This is a genomic window from Rhodococcus sp. NPDC055112, from assembly GCF_053607505.1.
In genome coordinates this window covers 177,061-198,430 of sequence record NZ_JBSGTR010000002.1, presented here as the reverse complement: position 1 = coordinate 198,430, position 21,370 = coordinate 177,061, and the positions used below count along the sequence as shown (strand labels likewise).

Below are 21,370 nucleotides of genomic sequence, written 5' to 3'. Positions count from 1 at the left end.
CGACGATGAGCACTCTGCACAAGTTCAAGGCTTACTTCGGCATGGTCCCCCTCGAGGATTACGAAGACGACTACCTCGAGGAGCCGCGCCGCGCACCCCGCGGTGGACGCTACGAGGGTGAACTGGACCGCGAGTACGACGATGTCGGCTACGTGCCCCGCGACGAGCTCGACGAGCTCGACCGCCCGGCCGCGCCCCGTCGGATGGAGCCGCTGCCCGCGCGCAGCACCCGTCCCGGTGCTCCCGTCGGTGCCCGCACGCCCGCGACCCGAGGCGCGCTCGCGGTCGACACCCAGCCGCGCGTCGAGAGCCGACGCGCGCCCATCTTCGACGAGGGCGGACCGCTGTCCAAGATCACCACGCTCCGCCCCCGTGACTACGGCGAGGCCCGCATCATCGGCGAGCGCTTCCGCGACGGCACCCCGGTCATCATGGACCTGGTCGAGATGAGCAACGCCGACGCCAAGCGGCTCGTCGACTTCGCGGCCGGCCTGGCGTTCGCGCTGCGCGGCTCCTTCGACAAGGTCGCCACAAAAGTGTTTCTCCTCTCACCTGCCGATATCGATGTCTCCGCCGAGGAGCGGCGTCGGATCGCCGAAACCGGCTTCTACAACCAGAAATAGGCGGTCTGGACGGGCCGGAAGTAGGCTGGCCCGGCCGGATGTCCTGAGGCCGGTGCGGACCGATCTCGTTTTGATTGGTCCGGCCGAGTCAGGCAAAGTGATGGAGTGCCCTTGTTCGCGGTGATCTACTTCCTGCTCTTCGTCTTTTGGTTGTTACTCATCGGACGGATCATCGTCGAGTTCATCCGGACATTTGCTCGCGATTGGCGACCCACCGGCATTGTGGTTGTCATTCTCGAAGCGATATTTACGGTCACAGATCCACCGATCAAGCTGCTCCGGCGGCTAATCCCGTCGATAAATCTCGGCGGGGTTCGGTTGGACCTATCAATCATGGTCTTGCTGTTCATCGTCTTCATCTTGATGTCGGTCGTTCAAGGACTGGCCGCGTGATGTCGATGGTTGAGTCGTGGCGCGACCTACGGGTCTGGTGTGACAGAATGGACGCCAGTTACAGTGGGATTGCTTGGTTCCCCTCTGTATGCGCTATAACTGAATGCTTGCTCGACCGCCAACAGACGCGTGAAGGGATCCTTCCATGCCGCTGACACCAGCTGATGTGCACAATGTCGCGTTCAGCAAGCCGCCTATCGGCAAGCGGGGCTACAACGAAGACGAGGTAGATGCGTTTCTCGACCTCGTCGAGCAGGAGCTCTCGCGACTGATCGAGGAGAACGCGGATCTCCGCCAGCGCGTGGGTGAGCTCGATCAGGAGCTCGCGGATGCGAAGAAGGCTCCTCGGCCGGCAGGTGCCGCGCCGGAGCCCGTTCGGATTGTCGAGCCGCCCAAGCCTGTCGCCCCGGTCGCCCCGGTCGCGGCCCCCGCTCCCGCCGCTCCCGCCGCCCGCCCTGGCAACACCGAAGAGGCGAACTTGCAGGCCGCGAAGATCCTGGGCCTCGCCCAGGAGATGGCGGACCGCCTCACCGGCGATGCGAAGACCGAGTCGGAGCAGCTGGTCACCACGGCGAGGACCAACTCCGAGCAGCTGGTCAGCGATGCGCGGACCCGCTCCGAGGCGATGATCTCCGACGCAAGGCAGAAGTCCGAGGCCCTGCTCTCCGACGCCCAGACGCGCTCCGAGACGCAGCTGCGCCAGGCCAAGGAGAAGGCGGATGCGCTCCAGGCCGACGCCGAGCGCAAGCACACCGAGATCATGGCCACCATCAACCAGCAGCGCAGCGTGCTGGAGGGCCGGATCGAGCAGCTCAAGACGTTCGAGCGTGAGTACCGGGTGCGGCTGAAGTCCTACCTGGAGTCGCAGCTCGAGGAGCTGGAGCAGCGCGGTTCCGCGGTGCCCGTCGACGGCGGCCAGGAGGCCTTCGGTGGCGAGGCTGCCAAGCCGGGCCTGAGCCAGACGTTCGCCAAGGGCAACAACTAACCCGCTATCGCCCGTCGGCCGTCCTGCAAGCTGACCCAGGGGTATGCCGTGCTGGTCCTGACGCTCGTAATGGCAGCGGTTGGGTTCGCGCTGCTGGTGATCGCCCTGATGACCGGATCGGTCGTCTGGGCATGGGGATGCATCGTGGTCTGCGTGATCGGCGCGGTGTTGCTGCTGGTGAGTTCACTACGCGGCAACACCGCGCCGGGCGCGGCCGAACCCGGTGCCCCGCCATCGGGCGGGCAGGCCGACGCGAGCCGGGAGTCGTCGGACAGGCGATTTGACGCCGGCGACTAGAATCGCAGTCAGATTGTGGCGTTGATCCGGCCATCACCGGGGAGCCTTCGGAAGAACGGCACGCGTCCTGACCGGACGGGTCGCCCAGTAGAACCGAACGGGTGGGCCCGTCACAGCCCAGCACGAGAGGTCCGGGCGGCGGCGCCGCCGCGTCCGGGCAAGCGGGGTGGTACCGCGGTCGCAGCGCAGAGGCGCTGCCGTCGTCCCCGTGCCAGACACGGCACGAGGGAGTACTGGGTTGACGAACAACTCGACCGGCAACGGATCCGATCAGACGGGCGCCGGCTATCCGCGAGTTGATCTCGGCGGCGGCAAGGCCAACACGAACGTGCGTTTCCCCGAGCTCGAGCAGCGGGTGCTGGCCGAGTGGGCCTCGGACGACACCTTCCGTGCCTCCATCGCCAACCGGGCCGATGCGCCCGAGTTCGTCTTCTACGACGGCCCGCCCTTCGCAAACGGCCTGCCGCACTACGGTCACCTGCTCACCGGGTACGTCAAGGACCTCATCCCGCGCTTCCAGACGATGCGCGGCAAGAAGGTCGAGCGCCGGTTCGGCTGGGACTGCCACGGGCTGCCCGCCGAGCTCGAGGCCGAGAAGCAGCTCGGCATCAAGGACAAGTCCGAGATCGAGACGATGGGCCTCGCCGAGTTCAACGCCGCCTGCAAGTCCTCGGTGCTGCGCTACACCGACGAGTGGCGTGAGTACGTCACCCGCCAGGCGCGCTGGGTCGACTTCGACAACGACTACAAGACCCTCGACCTGGACTTCATGGAGTCCGTCATGTGGGCGTTCAAGGAGCTCCACGACAAGGGGCTGATCTACCAGGGCTTCCGGGTGCTGCCGTACAGCTGGTACGAGCAGACGCCGCTGTCGAACCAGGAGACCAAGCTCGACGACGCGTACAAGATGCGTCAGGATCCTGCGGTCACGGTCGACATGCCACTGACCGCACCCGGCTCGCCGCTCGACGGCGCGAACGCGCTCATCTGGACCACGACGCCGTGGACGCTGCCGTCCAACCTGGCGATCGCCGTGCATCCCGAGATCGACTACGTCCAGGTCGAGGGCAAGGACGGCAAGCGGTACGTGCTCGCCAAGGATCGGGTGTCCCACTATGCCCGCGAACTCGGCGAGGAGCCCGCCGTGCTCTCCGAGCACAAGGGCGCCGAGCTGGTCGGCCTGTCCTACGAGCCGCCGTTCGACTTCTTCCACGGCCCCGACAAGGGTCACGCCAACGCGCACCGCGCGCTCGCCGCCGACTACGTCACCACGGATTCCGGCACCGGAATCGTCCACCTCGCACCGGCTTTCGGTGAAGAGGATATGGACTGCGCGACGGCCAACGGCATCGAGATCGTGCAGCCGCTCGACGCGGGCGGCAAGTTCACCTCGATGGTGCCGCCGTACGAGGGCCTGCAGGTGTTCGACGCCAACCCCGTCATCGCCAAGGATCTCAAGGCGGCAGGCAAGCTGCTGCGGCACGAGACGATCGAGCACTCGTACCCGCACAGCTGGCGCAGCGGCCAGCCGCTGATCTACATGGCGGTGCCCTCGTGGTTCGTCGCCGTGACCAAGTTCCGTGACCGGATGGTCGAGCTGAACCAGGAGATCACCTGGGTGCCCGAGCACATCCGCGACGGGCAGTTCGGCAAGTGGCTCGAGGGAGCCCGCGACTGGAACATCAGCAGGAACCGGTACTGGGGGAGCCCGATCCCGGTCTGGATCTCGGATGATCCGGCGTACCCGCGGACCGACGTGTACGGCTCGCTCGACCAGCTGGAGGCGGACTTCGGCGTGCGGCCGACCGACCTGCACCGGCCGATGATCGACGACCTGGTCCGTCCGAACCCGGACGACCCGACCGGCAAGTCGATGATGCGCCGCGTCCCCGAGGTGCTGGACTGCTGGTTCGAGTCCGGCTCGATGCCGTACGCGCAGGTGCACTACCCGTTCGAGAACAAGGACTGGTTCGACGGCGGCAACGGGCAAGAAGGCCACAACCCCGGCGACTTCATCGTCGAGTACAACGGCCAGACCCGCGGCTGGTTCTACACGCTGCACGTGCTGGCGACCGCGCTCTTCGACCGCCCGGCGTTCAAGACCGTCGCCGCCCACGGCATCGTGCTCGGCGACGACGGCCTGAAGATGAGCAAGTCCAAGGGCAACTATCCCGATGTCAACGAGGTGTTCGACCGGGACGGCTCGGACGCCATGCGGTGGTTCCTGATGTCCTCGCCGATCCTGCGCGGCGGCAACCTGGTCGTCACCGAGCAGGGCATCCGCGAGGGCTCTCGGCAGGCCCTGATGCCGCTGTGGAACGCGTGGAGCTTCCTGCAGCTGTACGCCGGCAAGCCGGGGCAGTGGCGCACCGATTCGCCGAACGTGCTCGACAAGTACATCCTGGCGAAGCTGGCCGCCACCCGTGACGCGATCACCGAGGCGCTCGAGGTCAACGACATCGCCGGTGCCTGCGACGAGCTGCGGACCTTCTGCGACGCGCTGACCAACTGGTACGTGCGCCGGTCCCGGACGCGGTTCTGGGACGAGGACCGCGATGCCATCGACACCCTGCACACCGTGCTCGAGGTCGTGGCCCGGCTCGCGGCGCCGCTGCTGCCGTTGGTCACCGAGGTCATCTGGCGCGGCCTCACCGGCGGGCGTTCGGTGCACCTGACGGATTGGCCGGAGGCGACGGATCTGCCGTCCGATCCGGAGCTGGTCAGTGCGATGGACGAGGTCCGCTCGGTCTGCTCGACCGTGCTCGGCCTGCGCAAGGCGCAGAACCTGCGGGTGCGGTTGCCGCTGCCCGAGGTGACGGTGGCGGCCGAGGACGCGGAGCGGCTGCGCCCGTTCCTCGGCATCATCGCCGACGAGGTCAACGTCAAGAAGGTGGACCTGACCGAGGACGTCGACGTCCACGGCAAGTTCGAGCTCGTGGTCAACGCGCGGGCCGCTGGCCCCCGTCTCGGCAAGGACGTGCAGACGGTCATCAAGGCGGTCAAGGCCGGGGACTGGTCCGAGGTGGACGGGGTGGTGACGGCAGCGGGCATCGCGCTGCTCCCGTCCGAGTACACCCAGCGCCTGGTCGCCGCCGAGCCCGAGTCCACCGCGGCCCTGCCGGAGAACGCGGGCCTGGTGGTCCTCGATTCGGCGGTCACCGAGGAGCTGGAGGCAGAGGGCTGGGCGAAGGACCGCATCCGCGAGCTGCAGGACGCCCGCCGCGCGGCGGGCCTTGAGGTCTCGGACCGGATCGTCGTCACGCTGCAGGTGCCCGAGGACCGGCTCGACTGGGCGGCCCGGCACCGCGAGCTGATCGCGGGGGAGATCCTCGCGACCAGCCTCGAGCTCGGCGAGGCCAGCGGTCCAGGGGCCGTCGACCTCGGCGAGGGCGCCCGGGTCGTGATCGCCAAGGCGTGAGGCGCGTCGTCGGACGATCTGTCGGTGCTCCGGCGTAGCTTGCCACCCATGAGGCTTGCATCGTGACAACCGGCAAGGAGACGGTCGCGTACGTCCTCGGGCAGCTCGAGCCCCTGGACGTGCGCGCCCGCGCGATGTTCGGCGAGTACGGGTTGTACTGCGACGAGAAGATCGTCGCGCTGATCTGTGACGACACCGTCTTCGTCAAACCGAGCGACGCGGCGCACGAGTACCTCGGTGCGGTGGCGTTGGCCCCGCCGTATCCGGGTGCGAAGGACTACCTGGCGATCCCACAGGAGCGACTGGCCGACACCGACTGGCTGCACGAGTTCATCCAGCGCACCGCCGATGCGCTGCCCCAGCCGAGGAAGAAGAAGCCCCGATCGCGATGACGCTCGCACCACGATGACCGGGCCGACCACCTCGCGCCGCTGGGTGCTGCACCTCGACATGGACGCGTTCTTCGCCTCCGTCGAGCAGCTCACCCGGCCGACGCTGCGTGGCCGGCCGGTGCTCGTCGGCGGGCTGGGCGGGCGCGGGGTGGTCGCGGGTGCCAGCTACGAGGCGCGCGCCTACGGGGCGCGGTCGGCGATGCCGATGCACCAGGCCAGGCGCATGGTCGGCGCGGGCGCGGTGGTGCTGCCGCCGCGCGGCGGCCTCTACTCGATGCTGAGCAAGACGGTCTTCGACGCCCTGCGCACCCGGATGCCGGTGCTCGAGATGATCTCCATGGACGAGGCGTTCGGCGAGCCGCCGGAGCTGGTCGGGGCCGACGCGGAGGCGGTGCGGGTGTTCGCGGAGGAGCTGCGCGCGCTGGTCCGGGACCGGACCGGGCTGGTGGCCTCGATCGGCGCCGGGTCGGGCAAGCAGATCGCCAAGATCGCCTCCGGGCTCGCGAAACCGGACGGGGTCCGGGTGGTCACCCCCGCCGAGCAGCGCGGGCTGTTCGAGGCACTCCCCGTACGGAAGCTGTGGGGGATCGGCCCGGTCGCCGACGAGAAACTGCGCAGGCTCGGGATCGAGACCATCGGTGGGCTGGCCGCCACCTCGTCGACCGAGGTCGTCTCGGTGCTCGGAGCCACGCTGGGGCCGAGCCTGCATCGGCTGGCGCAGGGGATCGACGACCGTCCGGTGGCCGAGCGTGCCGACGCGAAGCAGGTGAGCGCCGAGACCACCTTCGCCGCCGACCTGGTGACACTGGACCAGCTGCGCGCGGCGGTCGAACGCACCGGCGCGGCCGCGCACGCCCGGCTGCTCGGCGACGGCCGGGCGGCCAGGACCGTGGTGTTGAAGCTGAAGAAGTCCGACATGAGCATCGTCACCCGGTCGGCCACCCTGCCGTACGCGACGGCGGACCTGCAGACCCTGGTGGCCACCGCGCAGCGGCAGGTGATCGATCCGCTCGAGCTCGGCCCGGTACGACTGGTCGGGGTCTCGCTCGGGGGGCTCACCTCTGTTCGGCAGGGCTCGCTGTTCCCCGACCTGGACCAGGGCGATGTGATGCTCGTCACAGAAGTGGAGCGACCGGAGGTGGCGCCCGCGCCGGTGGTCGCGGTCGCGGACGCGGCGCGCTGGCGTCCCGGTCAGGATGTCGCGCACCGTGAGTTCGGTCACGGATGGGTGCAGGGCTGCGGACATGGCGTGGTCACGGTTCGTTTCGAGACCCGCTCGACCGGGCCGGGCCTCGCGCGTACCTTTGCCGAAGACGACGACGGACTTGCCCGCGCCGACCCCGAGGCGAGCCTTCATTAAGGATCACCTTATTTTTATGGTGTTGACTACTGTCACAGACAGACTTCGGTGGATGCCATAGTGGACGCAACCGCTGAATCGCTCTGACCACAAACGAGCACCGAGAACATGTTCACCCGAGAAAAGGAAAAGCATTGATGCTCCGCAAGACCCTCATCGCCGGTGTCGCCGTGGCGGCCGCCCTCTCGCTCGCCGCCTGTGGTGACGACACCAAGGAAGCCACGCCCTCCACCACCAAGGCCGCCGCCAGCACCACCGCCGCCACCGGTATCGACTACCCGGCCGCGCCCTCCGCGGTCGAGCTGAACGCGATGCTGGTCAAGGGCCTCGACCCGGCCACCCCGGCCGCCGAGAAGGTCACCCTCGTCCAGGACGGCGAGTCTGACCCGGGCCTGTTCGACGCCGTGGCCGCGGCCGCCAAGCAGTCCAACGCCACCGTCACCGTCGTCGACCCGATCCTCGACAACGGCGACGGCACCCTCACCGCCACCGTCAACATGGACATCGGCGGCCAGGTCAGCGCCGGCACCGCCGGCTTCGTGGTCGAGAACGGCCAGTGGAAGCTGTCGAAGGAGTACGCCTGCAACATCGTCAAGCTGGCGAACCTCACCTCGCCTGCCTGCGTCTGACGCTCAGCTAGAACCGACCGAATGCCGGTGCCCCGCAAGGGGTGCCGGCATTCGGCGTTTACACGGGAGCGGCGGCGACCCGGTCGACGGCGGTACGAGCCAGCCGTGCGAGCAGATCCTGACCGATCGGCTGCTGGCCGGAGGCGACCAGCTGCACGAGGGTCGAGCCGACCTGAGCGATGATCACGTCCGAGGTCATCGTCACCCCGTCGCTGGAGGTCAGCATCCGGATCGCGATCGAGGCGTCGCCAACGGCAGGCTGCTCGAGGCCGCCGACGCGGTACTGCACCTCGAAACCGTCGGCGTCGGTGCCCCGGTACTCGGTACACCCGGAGAGGGTCTCCTGGACGCGGACCAGCGCGCCCGCCGCGCCGCCGTCCGGGTAGCTCGCCGCGTCGATGTCGATGCTGGTGAAGTCGGGACCGCCGAATCGTGCCACCGCGCGCGCCGTCGAACCGGGCGCCTGGTCCGCCACCTCGCGCAGCACGGCCGCGCACGCCTGCGGATCGGTGCTCGACCGGTCGGCGGCGTCGTACTCAGGAGCGGGCGGCAGACCCAGGTCCTGCACGGGATCCGCAAGGGGCGCGAAACCGGCGGGCAGATCGGCGGTGGTGAGCAGGGCCGCCTTGAGCCGGGCCGGGTCGGTGATCGGGCCCGCGCCTGCCGTCGCTGAGGCGGTGACCTGGGCGGGCAGCGGAGGCAACGACGTGGATGCCTCGTCGCCGCCGGACCCCGCGCACCCCGCGAGCAGCGGCAGCGCGGCCGCCGCGCAGGCGAGGGCGCGCGCGGCGCGCATCAACCCGCCCACTGCACGCGGTTGGTGATGGTCTGCCGAAGCGTCGTGGTGCCGTTCGGGTCTCGGTAGCTCTGGTGGCCACCGACGGTGACGTCCCCACCGACGGGCAGCGGCTGATTCAGGTCGACGACCATGGTGCCGGTCCCCGTCATGACGTACGTGTCGATGTTGAGGCTGCTCGACTTGTCCGGCAGGTCCCACACCGGCGACTCGGGCGTCTGCGTCACCGAGACGTCGACGGTGAGCCTGTCCCCGTCCCGCTCGCGCAGGGTCGCGGTCGTCACCTGATCGAGCGCGATCCCGCTCATCACCTGCTGCCGGAGGGTCCAGACCGCCCCGACCCCGATCTCCGCGTCCGGGAACGACACCGTGCGATAGACGGACTGGTAGAAGGCCTGCTCGACGGCGGAGCGGGCGATGTCCCTCGAGTCCGGGTCGGGGGTGATCCGGAGCGAGGTGATGGCCCCGGTCGGCTGAAGGGTGAGGCCCGCGCCCGACCCCTCCGACTCCTTCAGGGCGTCGGACAGCCGGGGGTCCGGGGTGCCGATCGAGCCGAGCGCCAGGTCCACCTGGGCCGCCGGATCGGACTGCTCGCCGCGCACCGTCGCGGTGAGCGGGGTGCGCAGCTCTGGGGTCGAGAAGTCCTGCTGCGGTTGATCGTCGATCTGTTGATAGACCTGCGAACCGGTCGTCAGCGTGGCGTGCTGCTCGGAACCCATCGGCGGGTGCACGGTGACCCGCTGGCGCGGCTCCGCGCCCGGGTCGACGACGGTGGCCGTCACCGCCGAGACCGGGACGGTGACCTCGGTGGCGGACGCGGTGGCGACATCGGTGGGGGCGGCATCACCGCCGGACCCGCACGCGGAGACGAGGGAGGTGAGGGCAAGGGTTGCGGCGACCAGAGCGGTCCGGGCCGTCGCCGTTGCCGGGAGAGCGGACCGAGGAGAGAACACAGGCACCCGACCAGGTTAGCCACGGTTGGGTGTGGTGGGGCCCGACGTGCCGCCGTAAGGGATGATGGCGGGGTGAGTGAAGCGGAAAATGCGGAGAACCCCGACGCCGGGGCCGGCGAGGCAACGGGAGGTGGAACCGCGGTGGTCGCCGCGCAGGCGCCGCTGAGGATGCCGATGCTGGTCGCGATCGCGGCACTGATCCTGGGACTGGACCTCGTCACCAAGATCCTCGCGGTGCGCCACATCAAGCCCGGCGAGCCGATCGAGCTGATCGGTGACGTGGTGACGCTGACCCTGGTCCGCAACCCCGGTGCCGCTTTCTCGATGGCCACCGGGATGACGTGGGTGCTGACCCTGGTCGCCATCGGCGTGGTGATCGGCGTCATCAAGATCGGCCGCACGCTGCGGTCGCCGTGGTGGGCGCTCGGCCTCGGCCTTGTGCTCGGCGGCGCGCTCGGCAACCTGATCGACCGGATCTTCCGGGCCCCCGGCCCGCTGCAGGGCCACGTCGTCGACTTCGTGTCGGTCGGCTGGTGGCCGGTGTTCAACGTCGCCGACTCGGCCATCGTCTGTGGCGCGATCCTGCTGGTCGTGCTCACCCTGTTCGGGTTCGAACCGGACGGCACAAGGGCGGGCGCCGATTCGGACGCCACCGCCGACTCCGACCTCGAGGCCGGCAAGGCGGCGGGCGCATGAGGGAGACACGGTCGATGCCCGTACCGGACGGGCTCGAGGGCATGCGCGTCGATGCGGGCCTGGCCCGGCTGCTCGGACTGTCGCGGACCGCGGTCGCGGCGCTCACCGACGAGGGTGCGGTCCTGCTCGACGGCACCGCGGTCGGCAAGTCGGACCGGCTGCCCGCCGGCGCCTGGCTCGAGGTGGAGCTGCCCGAACCCGCGCGGCCGCTGACGGTGGAGGCGCAGCCGGTCGAGGGCATGGAGATCCTGTACTCCGACGACGACGTCGTGGTGGTGGACAAGCCGGTCGGCGTCGCCGCGCACGCGAGTGTCGGCTGGACCGGACCGACGGTCATCGGCGGGCTCGCCGCGGCGGGCTTCCGCATCTCCACCTCCGGCGCCCACGAGCGGCAGGGCATCGTGCACCGGCTCGACGTCGGTACGTCGGGGGTGATGGTGGTCGCGACGAGTGAGCGCGCGTACACGCTGCTCAAGCGCGCGTTCAAGCAGCGCACCATCGACAAGCGGTACCACGCGCTGGTCCAGGGCCACCCCGACCCGAGCAGCGGCACGATCGACGCGCCGATCGGACGGCACCGCAGCAACGACTGGAAGTTCGCGGTCACCGCGGACGGCAAGCCCAGCGTCACGCATTACGACACGGTGGAGGCGTTCCAGGCCGCCAGCCTGCTCGACATCCACCTGGAGACCGGGCGCACGCACCAGATCCGGGTGCATTTCGCGGCGCTCCGGCACCCGTGCTGCGGCGACCTGACCTACGGCGCCGACCCCCGCCTCGCGGAGCGGCTCGGCCTGGAACGGCAGTGGCTGCACGCCCGCGCGCTCGGGTTCGCGCACCCCGCGGACGGCCGCTGGATGGAGATCACCAGCGACTACCCGAAGGATCTCCAGTACGCCCTCGAGGTCCTCAGGAGTGCGTGACCGGGCCGGGGCGGTCGTGGCGGTCTGCTGCGTTCTCGCCCTGGCGGTGCTGGTCGTGGTGCTCGGCCTCGCCAACCCGCCGCGGCCGACGTCGATCGCGACCGACCGGCTCGGTCCAGACGGCGGCGAGGCGGTCACCGGGTACCTCGATCGAGCGGCCGACTCGGTCGGCGGTTCCGACACCGAGCAGCACTGGGCGTTGGTCTCGCTCGGCCCCGAGGCGACAGTGGATCAGGCGTACCTCCTCGCCGACGGCGTCCGTATCTCCCAGGTCCTGTTCCGGGTGCCGGTCGAACGGGTGCAGACGCCGCTGATCGTCGTTGACGTGCCTGCGGACGAGGCGGCGGTGCGCCGCTCCCCGCTGGTCGCGGCCGGCCGATTGCAGGGTTCGGCGGGGGAGTGGGACCGGCAGGCCCGCATCGATGCCGTGTCGGCCGGGCGCCTCGCGGACGGGTGCGCCTGCGTGGTCGGGATGACCGTGCGCGGCGACCTCGCGCAGCTCCGCGCCCTGGCGGCACGGCCAGCGGTCCGGGCCGTGGAGGCGCTGCCCGCGGACGCCGAGTACGGGCGGTTCGCGGTCACCCCGCTGCTGCCCGAGCACGTCGACGTGGTGCTGCCCGGCCCGGACGACGGTGAGGTCCCGGCGCGGTGAGGTCCTCGCCCAGATCGGACGGCGAACTCGGAGTCGCGGCGGCCGTCGGGGCGCACCTGATGTGGGGGATGTTCCCGATCTTCTTCGGGCTGCTCGCCCCGGCCGGTGCGGTCGAGATCCTCGCGCACCGGATGCTGTGGACGCTGCTGGCGATGTTGATGATCGGCGCGCTGCTGCGGCGGCTGTCGCGGCTGCGCACCCTCACCCCGAAGGCCGCGGTGATCGTGGCGGGGGCCGCGCTGATGATCTCGGTCAACTGGGGCACCTACATCTACGGCGTCCTGTCGGGGAGGGTGGTCGAGACCGCGCTCGGATACTTCGTCAACCCGCTGGTCAGCGTGCTGCTCGGGATGATCGTCTTCCGGGAGCGGGTCAATCGGTGGCAGGCGGCCGCCCTCGCCCTCGCGGCGGTCGCGGTGCTGGTGCTCACCCTCGACTACGGCAGGCCGCCGTGGATCGCCCTCGTCCTGGCCATGAGCTTCGGCGCCTACGGCTTGCTCAAGAAGGTGGTCCCGCTCGACCCGGTGACCAGCCTGACCGCCGAGGGTGTCGTCACGGCGCCGTTCGCGATCGGGTACCTGGTCTTCCTCTCCGTCACCGGCACGGGCACGTTCGTCGGCCACGGCGCGGGCCACACGCTGCTCCTGATGGCCGCGGGCGTGGTGACGGCGGTGCCCCTGCTGCTGTTCGGTGCCGCAGCGAAGCGGGTGCCACTGGTCGCCCTCGGGATCATCCAGTACCTGACCCCGTCGCTGCAGATGCTCTGGGGTGTCGCGGTGCTGCACGAGGACATGCCGGGCTCGCGGTGGGCGGGATTCGCGCTGATCTGGCTGGCACTGTTGATCTTCACCACCGACGCGGTGCGGCGGGTGCGCCGGTCCCGCCGCACGGTCCTGGTCCCGGCGCGCTGATCGTCGGTGCTTCGAGCGCGAGGCACTACGGCGCGGTGTGCGCCTTCAGGAACTCGACGGTCCGCTCCAGCGCCCTCGTGCCGTCCTCGTTGTCCAGATCGAACTGGTACTCGTGCGGCAGCGCGGGCTCGTGGTCCTCGGGATAGAACACCGTGGTGACGTCGACGCCGAGCCCGCCGAGCTCGGCCGCCAACGGCTTGGACTGCTCGTCGGTCAGCGGATCGCCGTTGCCGCCGCTGATGTAGGTGGGCGGGAACCCGTCGGTGACGTGGCGCATCGTCGACATCTGTCCGATCGCCGTCGAATCCTCGAAATCGCGGCTGCCGGTGTACGCCCAGAGCGACTGGTCCGCGCCCCAGCCGACGATGCCGGACCCGCCCGTCATCTTCCCGACGTCGTAGATCCCGCAGTTCAGCACGACACCGCGCAGCTGCTCGGGGCGCAGCGCCGGGGTGATGTCGAGCTCGCGCGCGTACTCGGGGTCGGTGACGAGGGCGGCCAGCTGGCTGGAGAGCTGGGCGCCTGCCGAGTCGCCCGCCAGCACGACGCGGCTCGGATCGATGTGCAGGCGCTCGGCGTTCGCGACGGCGTAAGCGTGCGCGTCGTTGAGCTGGTGCACCGCGGTCGGATAGGTGTGCTCCGGTCCCAGCGAATAGTCGAGGGAGACGACCGTGAACCCCCGCTCCGCGAGCAGTTGGTAGTACGCGGCGTAGTGCGACTTGTCGCCGGAGATCCAGGCGCCGCCGTGGGTCCAGATCACCGTCGGCAGCGGCTCGGTGGTCGTCTCGGGGAAGTAGACGTCGAGCAGGGCGTCGGGGTCGCCGTCCCGGTACTGCTGATCGGTGATCGAGGCGATGCCCTGCGGGGCGTGCTTCTCGAGGGCACTGGTGGTCTTCGCCGCGCCGCGGTCGAACACGAAGCGGACGACCATGCTGCCGGGCCACGGGCTGACCGTGAAGGCGACGACCGCGGCGAGGACGAGCGCGAGCAGCACACCGACGACCCACAGAATCCGCCGTTTCCATCGCGAGCGCGGTCGGGCGCTCGGGGAGGGCGATTCGCTCTGGGTGTCGATGGTCACAGACTCTCCTCGGTGGGTCGGCGCCAGTATCTCCGATCGAGGTGAGGGGCCGTGGCCAACACGCCGCCCGCCGCGCTCCGCCCCGGCGCGGGTGACCGAAGCTGTCGGCCCCAGCGCCTACACTCGGTTCGCTAGTTATGAGGTCGCTGAAATCATCGGGGCACTCCAAGTCCTTCGAGAGCTAGAGAGGCGTTCGTGGCTGACTCGTTCGTTCATCTGCACAACCACACCGAGTACTCGATGCTCGACGGGGCGGCCAAGGTCGGTCCGATGTTCAAAGAGGCTCAGCGGTTGGGCATGACCGCGGTCGGGATGACCGACCACGGCAACATGTTCGGTGCCAGCGAGTTCTACAACGAGGCGAAGAAGCACGACATCACGCCGATCATCGGGATCGAGGCGTACATCGCCCCTGAGTCCCGCTTCAATACCAAGCGCGTCCTCTGGGGCGACCGGAGCCAGAAGTCCGACGACGTGTCCGGTAGCGGCGCGTACACCCACATGACGATGCTCGCGGAGAACGCGACCGGCGTGCGGAACCTGTTCAAGCTGTCCTCGCGGGCCTCGATCGAGGGCCAGCTCGGCAAGTGGGCCCGGATGGACGAGGAGATCATCGCCGAGCATCACGAGGGGATCATCGCGACCACCGGATGCCCTTCCGGTGAGGTGCAGACCCGGCTGCGTCTCGGCCACGACCGCGAGGCCCTCGAGGCCGCCGCGAAGTGGCAGGAGATCTGGGGCAAGGACAACTTCTTCCTCGAGCTGATGGACCACGGCCTGTCCATCGAGCGTCGCGTGCGCGAGGGACTGCTCGACATCGGTCGCCAGCTCGGCATTCCGCCGCTCGCGACCAACGACTGCCACTACGTCACCAAGGACGCGGCCGAGAACCACGAGGCGCTGCTCTGTATCCAGACCGGCAAGACGCTCAGCGACCCCACCCGGTTCAAGTTCGACGGCGACGGCTACTACCTCAAGTCGGCCGAGGAGATGCGCGCGATCTGGGACGACGAGGTGCCAGGCGCCTGCGACTCGACCCTGCTGATCGCCGAGCGCATCCAGCCCTACGACGAGGTCTGGAAGCACCGCGATCGGATGCCGATCTTCCCGGTGCCCGAGGGTGAAACCCAGGCGAGCTGGCTGCGCAAAGAGGTGCTGACCGGACTGGACCGCCGATTCCCGGCCGGCCCGCCGCAGGAGTACCTGGCTCGCGCGGATTATGAGATCGACGTCATCAACGAGATGGGTTTCCCGGCCTACTTCCTGGTGGTCGGCGACCTCATCAACCACGCCAAGGAGGTCGGCATCCGGGTCGGCCCCGGCCGAGGCAGTGCGGCCGGCTCGCTCGTCGCCTACGCGATGGGCATCACCAACATCGACCCGATCCCGTACGGGCTGCTGTTCGAGCGGTTCCTGAACCCCGAGCGCGTCTCGATGCCCGATATCGACATCGACTTCGATGATCGCCGCCGCGGCGAGATGGTCCGCTACGCCACCGAGAAGTGGGGCAGCGACCGGGTCGCCCAGGTGATCACGTTCGGCACCATCAAGACGAAGGCCGCGATCAAGGACTCGGCCCGCGTCCAGTTCGGCCAGCCGGGCTTCGCGATCGCCGACCAGATCACCAAGGCGCTGCCGCCGCCGATCATGGCGAAGGACATCTCGGTCTCGGGAATCACCGACCCGGAACACGAGCGCTACAAGGAGGCCGTCGAGGTCCGGGCGCTGATCGACTCGAACCCGGATGTCGCGAAGATCTATCAGACCGCCAAGGGTCTGGAGGGCCTGATCCGCAACGCGGGCGTGCACGCCTGCGCGGTGATCATGTCGTCCGAGCCGCTCACCGACGCGATCCCGGTGTGGAAACGCGCGCAGGACGGCGCCATCATCACCGGCTGGGACTACCCGTCGTGTGAGGACATCGGTCTGCTCAAGATGGACTTCCTGGGTCTGCGGAACCTGACGGTCATCGGTGACGCGCTCGAGAACATCAAGGCGAACCGGGGCATCGACCTCGACCTCGACACCATCCCGATGGACGATCCGGCGACCTACGAGCTGCTCTCCCGTGGCGACACCCTCGGAGTGTTCCAGCTCGACGGCGGCGGGATGCGCGAGCTGCTGAAGCTGATGCAGCCGACCGGGTTCGGCGACATCGTCGCCGCCCTCGCGCTCTACCGTCCCGGCCCGATGGGCATGAACGCCCACACCTCCTACGCGAAGCGCAAGAATGCGCTGGAGGAGGTCAGCCCGATTCACCCGGAGCTGGAGGAGCCGCTCAAGGACATCCTCTCGGAGACCTACGGGCTGATCATCTACCAGGAGCAGATCATGCACCTGGCGCAGAAGGTGGCGGGGTACTCGCTGGGCCAGGCCGACCTGCTGCGCCGCGCGATGGGCAAGAAGAAGCTCTCGGAACTGGAGAAGGCGTACGCCGGATTCCGTCAGGGCATGCTCGACAACGGTTTCGGTGAGGCCGCCATCAAGGCGCTGTGGGACACGGTGCTGCCGTTCGCAGGCTACGCCTTCAACAAGTCGCACTCCGCCGGCTACGGCCTGGTCTCGTACTGGACGGCGTACCTCAAGGCCAACTATCCGGCCGAGTACATGGCCGGACTGCTCACCTCGGTCGGCGACGACAAGGACAAGTCCGCGATCTATCTGGCGGACTGCCGGAAGATGGGCATCACCGTGCTGCCGCCGGACGTGAACGAATCGGCGGTCAACTTCGCCTCGGTGGGCAGCGACATCCGATTCGGCATGGGCGCCGTGCGCAACGTCGGCGCGAACGTGGTGGCCTCGATCATCAACGCGCGCACCGAGAAGGGGAAGTTCACCGATTTCTCCGACTATCTCAACAAGATCGATGTGATCGCCTGCAACAAGAAGGTCACCGAGTCGCTGATCAAGTCGGGGGCCTTCGATTCGCTCGAGCATCCCCGAAAGGGCCTGTTCCTGATTCACACCGACGCCATCGAGTCGGTGCTCGGCACCAAGAAGGCCGAGGCGGTCGGGCAGTTCGACCTGTTCGGGGACGCGGGCGGTGCCGATGAGTCGCTGTCTTCGGTCTTCGCCATCCGGGTTCCGGAGGAGGAGTGGGAAACCAAGCACCGTCTCGCGCTGGAGCGGGAGATGCTGGGGCTCTATGTCTCCGGGCATCCTCTCAACGGGGTCGAGCACATCCTCCGGCAGCAGTCCGACACGTCGATCGCGTCGATCCTCGAGGGCGAGGTCAAGGACGGCGCCCAGGTGACCCTGGGCGGCATCATCGCCTCCGTGGACCGGCGGGTGAACAAGAACGGTCTGACGTGGGCCATCATCCAGCTCGAGGACCTCGTCGGCGGTATCGAGGTGCTGTTCTTCCCGCAGGCCTACTCGGTCTACGGCATGGACATCTCGGAAGACGCCATCGTGCTGGTGAAGGCGAGGGTCTCGATCCGTGACGACCGGATGTCGCTGATCGGCAACGACCTCGCGGTGCCGGACCTGTCCGCGGTCGGGGTGGCGAAGCCGGTGGCGGTGAGCCTGCCGACGAGGCTGTGCACCGAGGACAAGGTCGGCGCGCTCAAGCAGGTGCTGACCCGGCACCCGGGCACCTCGGACGTGCACCTGCGACTGATCAGCGGCGACCGCATCACCACCCTCAAGCTGGACGACAGCCTGCGAGTGGAGCCGTCCTCCGCGTTGATGGGCGACCTGAAGGCGTTGCTCGGGCCGGGCTGCCTGGCCGGCTGAGCCGGACCGGGGAGCGCCGCATTGCGGCAGATCGACCTGGATACCTTTACGGCGTAAGGCGTTGTTGATCCCGATTGCTTACCCCGTAAGGAGTTGAGTTCGGTGAGTGTAGTTGCAGGTCACGGCGATGCCGCCCGATCGATGGCGCTGCTGTGGCGGGCGCCAGACGTCCCGAGATCCGCGCCGGGTCCGAGGCAGGCACTGACCGTGGACGAGATCGTCGCGGCGGCGATCGAGGTGGCGGACGAGGCCGGGATGGACGGGCTGTCCATGCGCGCGGTCGGCGCGCGGCTCGGGCGCACGGCGATGGCGCTGTACACCTACGTGCCGAGCAAAGCGGAGTTGGTGGACCTTATGTACGACCGGGCGCACGGCGAGCTGCCGACCCACTACGACCTCGCGGATGGGTGGCGTCCGGCAGTCACATCGTGGGCAAGGGACCTGTGGGCCTTCTACATCCGGCATCCGTGGACCCTCACGGTCTCCTATGCGCGCCCGGTGCTCGGGCCCGACGAGCAGGCCGTCCTCGAGGCGCTGGTGCGGATCCTGTTCGAGGCCGGACTGTCCGCCCGGGTCCTGCGCCGCGTCGTCGGCGCGCTGTTCCACTTCGTGCGCGGGGCCGCCGCGGCCGTCGCCGATTCGCGTCGGGCGGCCGTCGCGACCGGAATGTCGGACGATCAGTGGTGGTCGACGCGGTCCGCGCTGCTGCAGCAGGTGGCGCCAGATTTTGCCGAACGCTTTCCGATGCTGGTGCGGCTCGGGGTCGAGGCCGCCGCGGAGGAGCGGGATGCATTCGGGGAAGGCGGTCGGGCGCCGGACCTCGAGGACGAGGCGACGCGAAACTTCGCCGTCGGGCTCGATGTGCTGCTGGACGGCATCGAGCGCAACGGCTCGGCCCAGGTGGCGGTGGTTAGCGGCCGGACCGCGTGACCCGGTCGCCTGCCCCGTACAGGCGGCGCGCCCACCACACGACCACGGTGGCTGCGGCGGCCGCCAGCACGGCGGGCTGCATCGCCTGGGTGATGACGAGCAGGGCGACGAACACCAGCAGGCCCGCGGCCAGCGCCTCGAGCTTGTACAGCGGCCACTCGGTACCCGCCAGATTCACCGAGGCGCCACGGCCGCGCACGCTTCGGTGCGGCGTGGTGGCGAAGTCGGCGGTGGTCATGAGTTCAGGCTACTAGGAGATCGAAGTTCGGTCCAACGAACACTTGAGTTCGCCATGCTGAGTTCGGCCCGTCGGGCTGCACCGCGGTGGCCGGAGGTGTTCACTGGTGGCATGCCGCTGACAGGAGAATACGAGCCCAGTCCGACGAAGTGGTCCGCCGATCAGGCCGCGCTGTACGAGAGCTCCGGTGGGACCAAGGGCACGACCATGCAGGGCAAGCCGGTGGTCTTGCTCACCACCAAGGGCGCCAGATCCGGCAAGCTCCGCAAGGCCCCGCTGATGCGCGTCGAGCACGAGGGGGAGTACGCGATCGTCGCCTCGCTCGGCGGCGCTCCGAAGCATCCGGTCTGGTACCACAACGTCATCGCGGATCCCCACGTCGAACTGCAGGACGGCCCTGACAAGCGGGACATGATCGCCCGCGAGGTGACCGGCGACGAGAAGGCCGTGTGGTGGGAGCGTGCCGTCGCGGTGTGGCCCGACTACGCGGAGTACCAGAAGAAGACCGACCGCCAGATCCCCGTATTCGTGCTCACCCCTCAGTAGCAGGAGGGCCGCCGTGGCCGCGGAGACCGTTGCAGACCAGATCGTGTCCCAGCTCGTCGCCGCGGGTGTCCGCCGGATCTACGGCATCGTGGGTGACAGCCTCAATCCGATCGTCGACGCGGTCCGCCGCACCGGCGGCGCTGGCGCGGGTGGAATCGACTGGATCCACGTCCGGCACGAGGAGGCGGCGGCCTTCGCGGCGTCAGCCGAAGCGCAGATCACGGGCGAGCTGGCCGTCTGCGCGGGATCCTGCGGGCCCGGCAACCTGCACCTGATCAACGGGCTGTACGACGCGAACAGGTCGGGGGCGCCGGTGCTCGCCATCGCCTCGCACATCCCGAGCACTCAGATCGGTACCGGCTACTTCCAGGAGACCCACCCGGACCGGCTCTTCGTCGACTGCTCGCAGTACGCGGAGATGATCAGCACCCCGGCGCAGTCGCCGCGGATCGTGCACACCGCGATGCAGCACGCGCTCGGCCGGTCGGGGGTCGCGGTGATCACGGTGCCCGGCGACATTGCCGACTATCCGGCCGCGGGCATCCCGCCGACGCTGGTCAAGACGCGGCCGCCCGCGGTCGTGCCCGCAGACATCGATGTCCGGGCACTCGCCGACGCGATCAACGACGCCGAGCGGGTCGCGATCTTCGCAGGGGCGGGAGTCCGCGGGGCGAGGGACGAGCTGCTGGCGCTCGCCGACACCGTTGCCGCGCCGATGGGCCACACGCTGCGCGGCAAGGAGTGGATCCAGTACGACAACCCGTTCGACGTCGGCATGACCGGCCTGCTCGGCTACGGCGCCGCGCACGACGGCATGCACGGGGCGGACCTGCTGCTCCTGGTGGGCACCGACTTCCCGTACGACCAGTTCCTGCCCGACGACGTCCGCACCGCGCAGATCGACGTCGCCAGGGAAAGGCTGGGCAGGCGCACGAGCCTCGATCTCGCGGTACACGGCGACACGGTCAGCACGCTGCGGGCGCTGAACCCCCTGGTGCACCGCAAGACCGACCGGGAGTTCCTCGAACGGTCGCTCGATCGGCACCGCACCCTGATGGAAAAGGTGGTCGGGGCGTACACCAGCCCGGTCAAGCAGCGCACGCCGATCCATCCTGAATATGTGGCGTCGATCCTCGACGACCTCGCGGCGGAGGATGCGGTGTTCACCGCCGACACCGGGATGTGCAACGTGTGGACCGCGCGCTACCTGAACCCGAACGGGTCGCGGCGTTTCCTGTCGTCGGCGTTGCACGGCTCGATGGCCAACGCACTCCCGCACGCGATCGGAGCGCAGCTCGCCGCGCCCGACCGGCAGGTGATCTCGGTGTCAGGAGACGGCGGGTTGTCGATGCTGCTCGGCGAGCTCGTCACCGTCGCGTCGTTTCGGATCCCCGTCAAGATCGTGGTGTTCAACAATTCGACCCTTGGGATGGTCAAGCTCGAGATGCTGGTCGACGGGCTGCCCGACTTCGGGGTGGACGTGCCTCCGGTCGACTACGCCGCCGTCGCGAACGCCCTCGGCATCTTCTCCCGGAGGATCGAGGACCCGGAGGAGATCGAGACCGGACTGCGGGAGGCGCTGGCGCACCCGGGGCCCGCGTTGGTCGACCTCGTGACCGATCCGAATGCGCTGTCGCTGCCGCCGACGATCACCGGCGGGCAGGTCAAGGGCTTCGCCCTCGCCATGTCGAAGATGGTGATGAACGGCGGGGTCGGTGAGGCCGTGCAGATGGCGAAATCCAATCTGCGGAACATCCCCAGGCCCTCACAGTTCGACCCCCGGGGCTGAGATGCCGGGTCGGGTCGCCGACC

At 69.0% G+C, this 21,370-nt stretch carries 20 protein-coding genes; 16 read left to right on the top strand and 4 right to left on the bottom strand.

Annotation, left to right across the window (positions count from 1 at the left end; genetic code table 11):
- Window positions 1-5: 5 nt before the first annotated feature.
- From ACWFRB_RS02500 to ACWFRB_RS02465, 8 genes are all read left to right on the top strand, one after another.
- Window positions 6-623, top strand: a complete 618-nt coding sequence (locus tag ACWFRB_RS02500; protein WP_136909978.1) for a cell division protein SepF — start codon at window positions 6-8, stop codon at window positions 621-623.
- Window positions 624-728: 105 nt separating this feature from the next.
- A complete protein-coding gene (locus tag ACWFRB_RS02495) occupies window positions 729-1,016 on the top strand; it encodes a YggT family protein (protein WP_027502266.1) in 288 nt (95 codons plus the stop codon).
- A gap of 145 nt (window positions 1,017-1,161) precedes the next feature.
- The gene (gene wag31, locus ACWFRB_RS02490) at window positions 1,162-2,001 is read left to right on the top strand and encodes a DivIVA-like cell division protein Wag31 (protein WP_452638567.1); all 840 of its coding nucleotides are present in this window, start codon (window positions 1,162-1,164) and stop codon (window positions 1,999-2,001) included.
- Window positions 2,002-2,049: 48 nt separating this feature from the next.
- On the top strand, window positions 2,050-2,298 hold the full coding sequence (locus ACWFRB_RS02485; protein ID WP_452638565.1) for a hypothetical protein: 249 nt from the start codon (window positions 2,050-2,052) through the stop codon (window positions 2,296-2,298).
- 238 nt (window positions 2,299-2,536) lie between these two features.
- A complete protein-coding gene (gene ileS, locus ACWFRB_RS02480) occupies window positions 2,537-5,716 on the top strand; it encodes an isoleucine--tRNA ligase (RefSeq protein WP_452638563.1) in 3,180 nt (1,059 codons plus the stop codon).
- A gap of 62 nt (window positions 5,717-5,778) precedes the next feature.
- Window positions 5,779-6,108, top strand: coding sequence for a TfoX/Sxy family protein (locus ACWFRB_RS02475; protein WP_452638562.1), 330 nt, complete (start codon window positions 5,779-5,781; stop codon window positions 6,106-6,108).
- Window positions 6,109-6,121: 13 nt separating this feature from the next.
- A complete protein-coding gene (locus ACWFRB_RS02470; RefSeq protein ID WP_452638560.1) occupies window positions 6,122-7,468 on the top strand; it encodes a DNA polymerase IV in 1,347 nt (448 codons plus the stop codon).
- A gap of 137 nt (window positions 7,469-7,605) precedes the next feature.
- Window positions 7,606-8,097: a hypothetical protein gene (locus tag ACWFRB_RS02465; protein WP_452638558.1), complete on the top strand. Its 492-nt coding sequence runs from the start codon at window positions 7,606-7,608 to the stop codon at window positions 8,095-8,097.
- Between the two features lie 58 nt (window positions 8,098-8,155).
- On the opposite strand, the gene ACWFRB_RS02460 is transcribed toward ACWFRB_RS02465, so the two are convergent.
- On the bottom strand, window positions 8,156-8,893 hold the full coding sequence (locus tag ACWFRB_RS02460) for a sensor domain-containing protein (protein WP_452638557.1): 738 nt from the start codon (window positions 8,891-8,893) through the stop codon (window positions 8,156-8,158).
- Entirely contained in the window at window positions 8,893-9,795 is a 903-nt protein-coding gene (locus tag ACWFRB_RS02455; protein WP_452638636.1) for a hypothetical protein, read from the bottom strand. Before ACWFRB_RS02455 ends, ACWFRB_RS02460 begins: the two co-directional genes overlap by 1 nt.
- 219 nt (window positions 9,796-10,014) lie before the next feature.
- Between ACWFRB_RS02455 and lspA the strand changes: the two genes are divergently transcribed.
- The 4 genes from lspA to rarD are packed head-to-tail and all read left to right on the top strand — an operon-like array spanning window position 10,015 to window position 13,028.
- Window positions 10,015-10,542 (top strand): signal peptidase II, encoded by a 528-nt coding sequence (gene lspA, locus ACWFRB_RS02450; protein WP_452638634.1) that lies wholly within the window; start codon window positions 10,015-10,017, stop codon window positions 10,540-10,542.
- Window positions 10,539-11,465 (top strand): RluA family pseudouridine synthase, encoded by a 927-nt coding sequence (locus tag ACWFRB_RS02445; RefSeq protein ID WP_077041916.1) that lies wholly within the window; start codon window positions 10,539-10,541, stop codon window positions 11,463-11,465. Before lspA ends, ACWFRB_RS02445 begins: the two co-directional genes overlap by 4 nt.
- A complete protein-coding gene (locus ACWFRB_RS02440; protein WP_452638556.1) occupies window positions 11,458-12,117 on the top strand; it encodes a hypothetical protein in 660 nt (219 codons plus the stop codon). The genes ACWFRB_RS02445 and ACWFRB_RS02440 overlap by 8 nt, the downstream gene beginning before the upstream one ends.
- The gene (gene rarD / locus ACWFRB_RS02435; protein ID WP_452638554.1) at window positions 12,114-13,028 is read left to right on the top strand and encodes an EamA family transporter RarD; all 915 of its coding nucleotides are present in this window, start codon (window positions 12,114-12,116) and stop codon (window positions 13,026-13,028) included. Before ACWFRB_RS02440 ends, rarD begins: the two co-directional genes overlap by 4 nt.
- Before the next feature lie 25 nt (window positions 13,029-13,053).
- Here rarD and ACWFRB_RS02430 read toward each other — a convergent pair whose 3' ends face one another.
- Window positions 13,054-14,109 (bottom strand): alpha/beta hydrolase, encoded by a 1,056-nt coding sequence (locus ACWFRB_RS02430; RefSeq protein WP_452638552.1) that lies wholly within the window; start codon window positions 14,107-14,109, stop codon window positions 13,054-13,056.
- A gap of 195 nt (window positions 14,110-14,304) precedes the next feature.
- Between ACWFRB_RS02430 and dnaE the strand changes: the two genes are divergently transcribed.
- Window positions 14,305-17,844: a DNA polymerase III subunit alpha gene (gene dnaE, locus ACWFRB_RS02425; RefSeq protein ID WP_452638551.1), complete on the top strand. Its 3,540-nt coding sequence runs from the start codon at window positions 14,305-14,307 to the stop codon at window positions 17,842-17,844.
- A gap of 102 nt (window positions 17,845-17,946) precedes the next feature.
- Window positions 17,947-18,774, top strand: a complete 828-nt coding sequence (locus ACWFRB_RS02420; RefSeq protein ID WP_452638549.1) for a TetR/AcrR family transcriptional regulator — start codon at window positions 17,947-17,949, stop codon at window positions 18,772-18,774.
- Here the strand turns inward: ACWFRB_RS02420 and ACWFRB_RS02415 are convergent.
- Window positions 18,755-19,012, bottom strand: coding sequence for a hypothetical protein (locus ACWFRB_RS02415; RefSeq protein WP_452638548.1), 258 nt, complete (start codon window positions 19,010-19,012; stop codon window positions 18,755-18,757). The two genes, ACWFRB_RS02420 and ACWFRB_RS02415, sit on opposite strands and share 20 nt — an antisense overlap.
- Window positions 19,013-19,123: 111 nt before the next feature.
- On the opposite strand from ACWFRB_RS02415, the gene ACWFRB_RS02410 reads away from it, so the two are divergent.
- Both ACWFRB_RS02410 and ACWFRB_RS02405 read left to right on the top strand, forming a co-directional pair.
- A complete protein-coding gene (locus ACWFRB_RS02410) occupies window positions 19,124-19,558 on the top strand; it encodes a nitroreductase family deazaflavin-dependent oxidoreductase (RefSeq protein WP_452638547.1) in 435 nt (144 codons plus the stop codon).
- A gap of 13 nt (window positions 19,559-19,571) precedes the next feature.
- Window positions 19,572-21,347, top strand: coding sequence for a pyruvate dehydrogenase (locus ACWFRB_RS02405; protein ID WP_452638545.1), 1,776 nt, complete (start codon window positions 19,572-19,574; stop codon window positions 21,345-21,347).
- The last annotated feature ends 23 nt before the right edge of the window (window positions 21,348-21,370 follow it).

What these genes read in the sequence shown, in the direction of transcription:
- ACWFRB_RS02500 (WP_136909978.1), top strand. Translation starts at nt 6, where the DNA reads ATGAGCACTCTGCACAAGTTCAAGGCTTACTTCGGCATGGTCCCCCTC.
- wag31 (WP_452638567.1), top strand. Translation starts at nt 1,162, where the DNA reads ATGCCGCTGACACCAGCTGATGTGCACAATGTCGCGTTCAGCAAGCCG.
- ACWFRB_RS02470 (WP_452638560.1), top strand. Translation starts at nt 6,122, where the DNA reads ATGACCGGGCCGACCACCTCGCGCCGCTGGGTGCTGCACCTCGACATG.
- ACWFRB_RS02465 (WP_452638558.1), top strand. Translation starts at nt 7,606, where the DNA reads ATGCTCCGCAAGACCCTCATCGCCGGTGTCGCCGTGGCGGCCGCCCTC.
- ACWFRB_RS02460 (WP_452638557.1), bottom strand. Translation starts at nt 8,893, where the DNA reads ATGCGCGCCGCGCGCGCCCTCGCCTGCGCGGCGGCCGCGCTGCCGCTG.
- lspA (WP_452638634.1), top strand. Translation starts at nt 10,015, where the DNA reads ATGCCGATGCTGGTCGCGATCGCGGCACTGATCCTGGGACTGGACCTC.
- ACWFRB_RS02445 (WP_077041916.1), top strand. Translation starts at nt 10,539, where the DNA reads ATGAGGGAGACACGGTCGATGCCCGTACCGGACGGGCTCGAGGGCATG.
- ACWFRB_RS02415 (WP_452638548.1), bottom strand. Translation starts at nt 19,012, where the DNA reads ATGACCACCGCCGACTTCGCCACCACGCCGCACCGAAGCGTGCGCGGC.
- ACWFRB_RS02410 (WP_452638547.1), top strand. Translation starts at nt 19,124, where the DNA reads ATGCCGCTGACAGGAGAATACGAGCCCAGTCCGACGAAGTGGTCCGCC.